Origin of the sequence: Streptomyces odonnellii (genome assembly GCF_000981895.1) — a bacterium.
Taxonomy (GTDB): domain Bacteria; phylum Actinomycetota; class Actinomycetes; order Streptomycetales; family Streptomycetaceae; genus Streptomyces; species Streptomyces odonnellii.
In genome coordinates this window covers 1-6,626 of sequence record NZ_LATD01000464.1, presented here as the reverse complement: position 1 = coordinate 6,626, position 6,626 = coordinate 1, and the positions used below count along the sequence as shown (strand labels likewise).

Sequence of the window (6,626 nt, the reverse complement as noted above, 5' to 3'; positions counted from 1 at the left end):
GGGGGGGGGGCAGGTGCAGGATTCGTCGGCAGTGCCAGGGGTGTCGGGGGTCTCGGGGGTGCCCTTCGGGTCAGGGGCGCTGCCGGAGTGGGCGGCGGGAGCCTGCGAGTCCGTCATGGGGCCGAGGGTAGGGCGCGTGCCGGACTTTGGGTACCCGTCGGTAACACCTTTTCACCGGCCCCTGAGCGGCCGGACAGTGCCTATCCCTGCTCGATGTCGAGGTGCTCGACGACATTTCCGTACAGCTCCTCGCCGTCCGTCACGGCCGCGCCCTCCGCCGGCATCGCGACCCGCAGCCGCAGATGGACGTCGTTCTCCTCGGGGATGACGAGTTCGTGCCAGCGGTAGCGGATCGGATCGTCGTCCGAATCGCCGTATGCCGTGTAGTCGACGACCGTCTCGAAGCCGGGCCGGCCCTGGTGCTCGACGTTCTTGGTGGTGACCTCGGCGTCCTTGATCTCCGTACCGTTGTCGCCGCCGCGCTCGTAGTGCGTCTTCCAGACGTCCGCCTCCGGCGCCAGGATGTCGTCCGTGTTGTCCGCGGTTCGCTGGACCCGTTCCAGATAGATGTAGAAGACACCGCTGGGGTCGCGGTAGGTGACGGCGGTGTCGCCGATCTCCTGGGTGCGCTTGTACTCGTCGGGGACGCCGACCTTCGCGCCGAGGATCTCGTTCTCCGGGCGGATGCCCCAGCCCTCGGGCAGTTCGGCGCCCGCGAACGGCCTGGCGAGGATGAGGAACAGGGCCAGCGCCACCGCGAGCACCCCGCCGCCGAATCCGTACCGCGCCGCGCGGCTCCCGTACAGCACGGGCGGCACCCAGGCGGCGGCGCCCGTCGGCCTGCCCGCGCCGGGGCCCCCGGACAGCAGGGTCGCGGCCGGCACGGGGTGCGGCGGCCGGGCCACCGATTCCAGGACGGCCCGTATCTCGGCCGGGTCCGGCCGCGCCGCCGGATCCTTGCGCAGCAACCGCATCACCAGCGTGCCGAACGGCCCGGACCCGCGGGCGGGCATCTGCGGTTCCGCGGAGAGTACGGCCTGAAGCGTGGCGGGGACATGGGAGCGGCGGTACGGGGACATGCCCTCCACCGCCGCGTACAGCACCACGCCCAGCGACCACAGGTCCGACTCGGGCCCCGGCCGCTGGCCCAGCACACGTTCGGGCGCGATGTACTCGGGCGAGCCGACGAACGAACCGGTCTCGGTCAGCCCCTGCTCGCCCTCGGTCTGGGCGATACCGAAATCGCTCAGCACGACCCGGCCGCCGCGGCCCAGCAGGACATTGTCCGGCTTGACGTCGCGGTGCAGCACGCCCTGTTCATGGGCGGCGGTCAGACCGTCCAGTACGTCGAGTCCGATACGGGCGGCCTCGCGCGGGTCGAGGGTGCCCTCCTGGAGCCGGTCGGCGAGCGACTGGCCGCGCACCAGCTCCATCACGATCCACGGCTTGTCGTCCTCGATCACCACATCGTGCATGGTGACGACGGCGGGGTGGTCGATCCGGGCGGCGGAGCGGGCCTCCCGCTGCATCCGCAGATAGACCCGGTCCCGGTCCCGGTCGCTCAAGTGGTCGGGAACGCGCGGCTCCTTGACCGCCACGTCCCGGTCCACGACCTCGTCGTGCGCGCGCCAGACCGTACCCATGCCGCCGTGACCGAGGCGGGAGACCAGCCGGTAGCGGCCGCCGAGCAGCCGCCCCACGGCCGGGTCGGCCACGGTGTGACCGGGGCCCGCGGTATGGGCAGGGCCTGCCGGGTGGCCGGGACTCACCTGGTGGCCGGGGCCCGCCGGGTGACCGGGGCCCGCCGGGTGGCCGGGGTCCGCGCTCTGTGGCGGGATCCGCGGGGCGTTCGGCGGCTGGAGTTCGTAACTGGTCGGCTCGTTCGCCCGTCCCCCGTTGTTCGTCATGCCCACATCCTTACGAAGAGTGATCGCGGTCGCCACAGCGGAAGCGGAGCAGATGCAGAGCCGTGACAGTGCGCGGTGCTCGGTGCGGGGCGCACAGCGCTCAGCGCACCGGACTGGGCAGCGGCACCCCCGCCGGCGGGGGTACGAAGGAGTCGAGGGCGGTGTCGAAATGCGCCCGCGCCATGTCGAGCCGGCCCAGCGGAGCCGAGACCCACACGTCGTACAGCCGTCCGTCCTGGCCCCAGCAGAGGTCGAAGGTGTGGCGCTCGCCCTCCGCCCGCGAGAAACCGTTCCAGGTGAACTCCCAGAGCGCGGCCGGGAATCCGTTGTGCGTGGTGGCGGTGACACCGCTGTCGCGGTAGCCGGGGTAGGTGTCGGGGCCGTCGGCGTCGGAGCGGCGCATGGCGGCGAGCGGTCCGCCGGGGACCGGGCCGCGGAAGCGGATGCCGATCCGGAACGCGCCGTCCGCCGACATGTAGAAGATCCGTTCGCCGTCGTGGGAGCGGGTGAAGCCGTCGGGGACGGCGAGGGTGAAGCCCATCGGGTCGTTGACGACGCGATAGCCGATGGGGGCGGGCGGAGAGACGGGCGTCCGTACGGTGCTGACCGGCGGGGTGCTGCCGGGGGCCGGGCCCGTACCGGCGCCGGAGGCGGTCGCACGGCCGGGGCGCCCGTCCGTACGGTCCACCTGGCCGCCGCCCTCCCTGAGCAGCAGGACCGATACGGCACCGCCGGCCAGCGCGGCGACCACCGCCCAGGCGACGAGGACGGTACGGCGGCGGGAGCGCGGGGCGGCGGGAGCGACCGTATCGGCCGGGTGATGGGGCACCGGGACGGCGCCCGGCTTCCAGGACTTCCGGGGTCGGCGAGGCCGCTGGGATCGCGGCGGCCCGGACTCCGGGGGTGGCTCGGACCACGCGTCCGTGGCCGTGGCGAGGTACGCGCGCAGCAGCCGTTCCGCCTCCGCCGCGTCCATCCTGCTCGCCGGATCCCGGTGCAGCAGCCCCCGTACGACGGGCAGCAGCGGCCCGGCGGCCCCGGGCGGCCGGATCTCGGCCTCCACCACCGCGTGCAGCACCCCGGCCAAGGAGTCGCGGTGGAAGGGCGATTCGCCGCTCAGCGTCGCGCACAGCAGCGCGCCGAGCGACCAGAGGTCGGAGGCCGGTCCCGCGACATCGCCGTCCAGTACCCGCTCGGGCGCGGTGTATTCGGGCGAGCCCACGAACGAACCCGGATCGGTGATTGTGGTGGCGCCCGCCAGACGGGCGATCCCGAAATCGGTCAGCACGACCCGCCCGGTGCCCTCCTCCAGCAGCACATTGGCGGGTTTGAGATCGCGGTGCAGCACCCCGAGGCCGTGCGCGGCGCGCAGCGCGCCCAGCAGCGCGAGCCCGATCCGTGCCGCCTCGGCCGGGCCGACGGGACCCCGGGCCGAGAGCAGGTCGGCGAGCGAACCGCCCTCGACCAGTTCCATGACGATGTACGGGCGGCCGTCCTCCTCCACGACGACGTCATGGACGACGACCACATGCGGATGTTTGACCCGGGCGACGGCACGGGCCTCGCGCAGGGTCGCGGCCCCTTCGCCGTCGTGCGCGGCATGGAGTTCCTTGACGGCCACGCGCCGGCCGAGGAGTTCGTCGTCGGCGCGCCATACGACGCCCATGCCGCCGCGGCCGAGCCGGCTGCCCAGCCGGTAGCGCCCGGCGATCAGGCGGGGGGCATGGTCCGAGGCGTACTGACCGGACTGCCGATCCACCGGCTGGCCGATCCACTGGCCGGACTGCCGATCGGGCTGCCGACCGGGCTGCTGCTGACTGGATGAAACGTGCTGACTGTCCGGGGACCGCCTGCCGTCCATGGGATCGTCCACGGGCCGGCCGCTGTCCGCGGGCTGCCGGTCGTCGGGCAATACCGTCCCCTTCCGCTCACTGGGCGGAATCGCCGTCCGGCGGCTGCCAGCTCCGCAGCACGGCGTCGAACTGCTTCCGCGTCGTGGCCCAGTCTTCCTCAGGACTGGACATATAGATCGCATACTCGGTGCTGTTGTCGTCCGAGTAATAGATCTGGTCGATCGCGTGGCGCGGGCCCGGGTGCCCCTGCCCCTCCGCCTCGGTCCAGGTGAACTCCCAGAGCGCGGCGTTCGTCTGGTCGCGGAAGGTGTCAGGACCGAGTTTGATCCGGGTGTACTCCGGCAGCGCCCGAAGCGTCTTCTCCATGTTCTGCATGTGCAGATAAGGGTTCTCGAAGTCGGGCGGGCTGATGCTGATCCTGATGAGATGGCGGCCGTTGTCCGGGGTGAAGTCGATCTGGTCGCCCTCCATCTGGCGCTCCCAGCCGGGCGGAACGCTGAGGCTGAAGCCCTCGGGGGCGTCGACACGCACCCAGCCGTCGGTTATGGAGCCGTCGGCAGCGCCCTCCGAGGTGCCGCCGTCCGGGGTCCCGCTCTGTCCCGTACCGCCGCCCCGGTCCGTACCGCCGTCCGCGGTCTGTCCGCTCGATGTGGCCCCGTCCCGCGAGCCGTCGGTGTCCGTGTCGTTCCCGCCGTACTTCAGCGCGGCGAAACCGGCGCCGCCGCCGAGGACCGCCGCGGCGACGACGGCCACGACGGTCGTACGCCAGCGACGGCGACGGCCGGGACGGACCGGGACGGTGTTCCCGGGCCCGGGCCCCGGAGCGGTGACGGGTGCCGGGGCCGGTGCCGGGGCGGATGCCTGAGCCGGTATCCGCGCGGACGGCGGCAGTTGCGCGGTGGCCGAGCCCCGCTCGCCGTACGGCACCGCCTGGGTCGGTACGTACGCCTGCGCCTCGTCGGGCCGCCGCCCCTCCAGCACCGCGCGCAGCATCCGCTCGGTCTCGGTCACCCCGGGCCGGGCCGCCGGGTCCTTGCACAGCAGCGCGGCGATCACCGGCGCCAGCGGGCCGGCCTGGGCGGGGTGGGGCGGCTCCTCCGCGACCACGGCCTGCATGGTGGAGAGCGGGGAGGTACGGCGGAACGGCGAGGTGCCCTCCACCGCCGAGTAGAGCGTCGCGCCCAGTGACCACAGATCGGAGGCGGGGCCAGGGTCGGCGCCCCGTACCCGCTCGGGCGCCAGATAGTCGATGGAGCCGACGAGTTCACCGGTTCTGGTGATCGTCGTATCCCCCTCTATCGCGGCGATGCCGAAGTCCGTGAGCAGTACCCGGCCGTCGCGCGCGAGCAGGACATTGCCCGGCTTCACATCGCGGTGCAGCACCCCCGCCGCATGGGCGGCGCGCAGGGCGCCGAGCACCTCGACCCCGATCCTGGCGGCCTCGCGGTAGTGGACCGGTCCGGTCCGCTTCGCGGTATCGGCGAGCGAGGGCCCGTCGACGTACTGCATGACGATCCAGGGGCGGCCGTCGTGGTCCAGGACGTCGTGGACCGTGACCACTCCGGGGTGGGTGATACGGGCCGCGGCCCGCGCCTCCTTCTGGGTGCGCTGGTGCAGTACGGCACGGTCGGCCTCGGAGACATAGCGTCCCGCGGTCAACTCCTTGACGGCGACGGTCCGGTGCAGGACCTCGTCGTGTGCGCGCCAGACCTTGCCCATGCCGCCGGCGCCGATGGACTCGGCGAGGCGGTAACGCCCGGCGAGCACCAGCCCGGCACCGTTGCCCGTACCCGGTCCGGGGCCTCCGTCCGTTCCGGACCCCGAGCCCGCCCCCGGTCCGGCACCCGGCCCTGAGCCCGCGGTTGTGCCCGCGCCCGTTCCCTGTGACTGATCCACGTTCCCGCCCCGTTCCTCGGCACCACAGCGTACGGAGGTGACGGTCGGACACGGAACCTCGGGTGGCGCACGGAAACAGCACTGTGACGCGGGCGGCCCGGCCGGGCCGCCCGCGCCCCTGACCGCGACCGCTCAGCCGGTCACCCGGTAGGCGGTGGTGGCCTGTTGGTAGATCTCGTCGACCTTGTCACGCTGGCTGTCGGGGCCGATGACCTGGATGATGTGGTACCGGCCGTCGACGATCATCGCGAGGTTCCGTACGAAGACATCGCGCCCGCTGCTGTCCTGCCAGGTGTACTGCCCCTCGGCCATGGCCTGCCGGCCCACATCGATCCTGCGCACCCCGGAGGCCGTGGCCCAGGAGGAGTCCCGGAACGGCTGGAGCTCGCGCTCCTTGTCCCGCTGGTACGCCACCGGGTCGCCGCCGTTCTCCGCGACGCTGTCCCGGCCCGGGACCACGATCAGGGTGAAGTCGCCGCCGACGTAGCGGACTTGCCCGCTGTCGTTGATGGGCCGGCGCTGCCAGTCCTTGTCGACCCCGATCCGGAAGCCCTCGGAGTCGTCGCGCAGCGCGTACCCGTCGGCGAGTTCGACGGCCGGTCCGGTGGCCGGCGGTGCCGAGTCGTCGGGGTCGGAGGGCGCCTCGTCCGAAGGCGTACGGTCCGGCTCCGCGTCGTCCGGGGGCGTCGGCGCGGAGGACGCGCCGGGGGTCGCCTCGCCCACGCTCTGGCCCTGCTGACCCGTATCGGCCTTGGGCATGAACGCCACGGCGAACACGATCGCCCCGACGACCAGCAGCAGTATCAGCACCAGCAGGACGCGGCCCAGGGAACGCCGGCCCCGGCCACCGCCGCCGCCCCGCGCGGAGCCGCCGCCCTGCCCCCGGTCCAGCATGCCCTCCAGCCGGTCGTACGACTCCTCGTGCTCGTGCGAGCGCGGCTGCGCGTGGGACTGGGCACGTGGGTGGGAC

At 73.1% G+C, this 6,626-nt stretch carries 3 protein-coding genes and 1 pseudogene; all 4 read right to left on the bottom strand.

The window, feature by feature from the left end:
* Positions 1 to 200: 200 nt before the first annotated feature.
* Entirely contained in the window at positions 201 to 1,907 is a 1,707-nt protein-coding gene (locus WH07_RS33095) for a serine/threonine-protein kinase (RefSeq protein ID WP_046508362.1), read from the bottom strand.
* 100 nt (positions 1,908 to 2,007) lie between these two features.
* Positions 2,008 to 3,666: a serine/threonine-protein kinase gene (locus WH07_RS33090; protein WP_046508363.1), complete on the bottom strand. Its 1,659-nt coding sequence runs from the start codon at positions 3,664 to 3,666 to the stop codon at positions 2,008 to 2,010.
* 169 nt (positions 3,667 to 3,835) lie between these two features.
* Positions 3,836 to 5,527 (bottom strand): serine/threonine-protein kinase, encoded by a 1,692-nt coding sequence (locus tag WH07_RS33085; RefSeq protein WP_046508360.1) that lies wholly within the window; start codon positions 5,525 to 5,527, stop codon positions 3,836 to 3,838.
* 261 nt (positions 5,528 to 5,788) lie between these two features.
* Positions 5,789 to 6,626: pseudogene (locus WH07_RS33080) on the bottom strand (protein kinase); the annotation flags it as partial.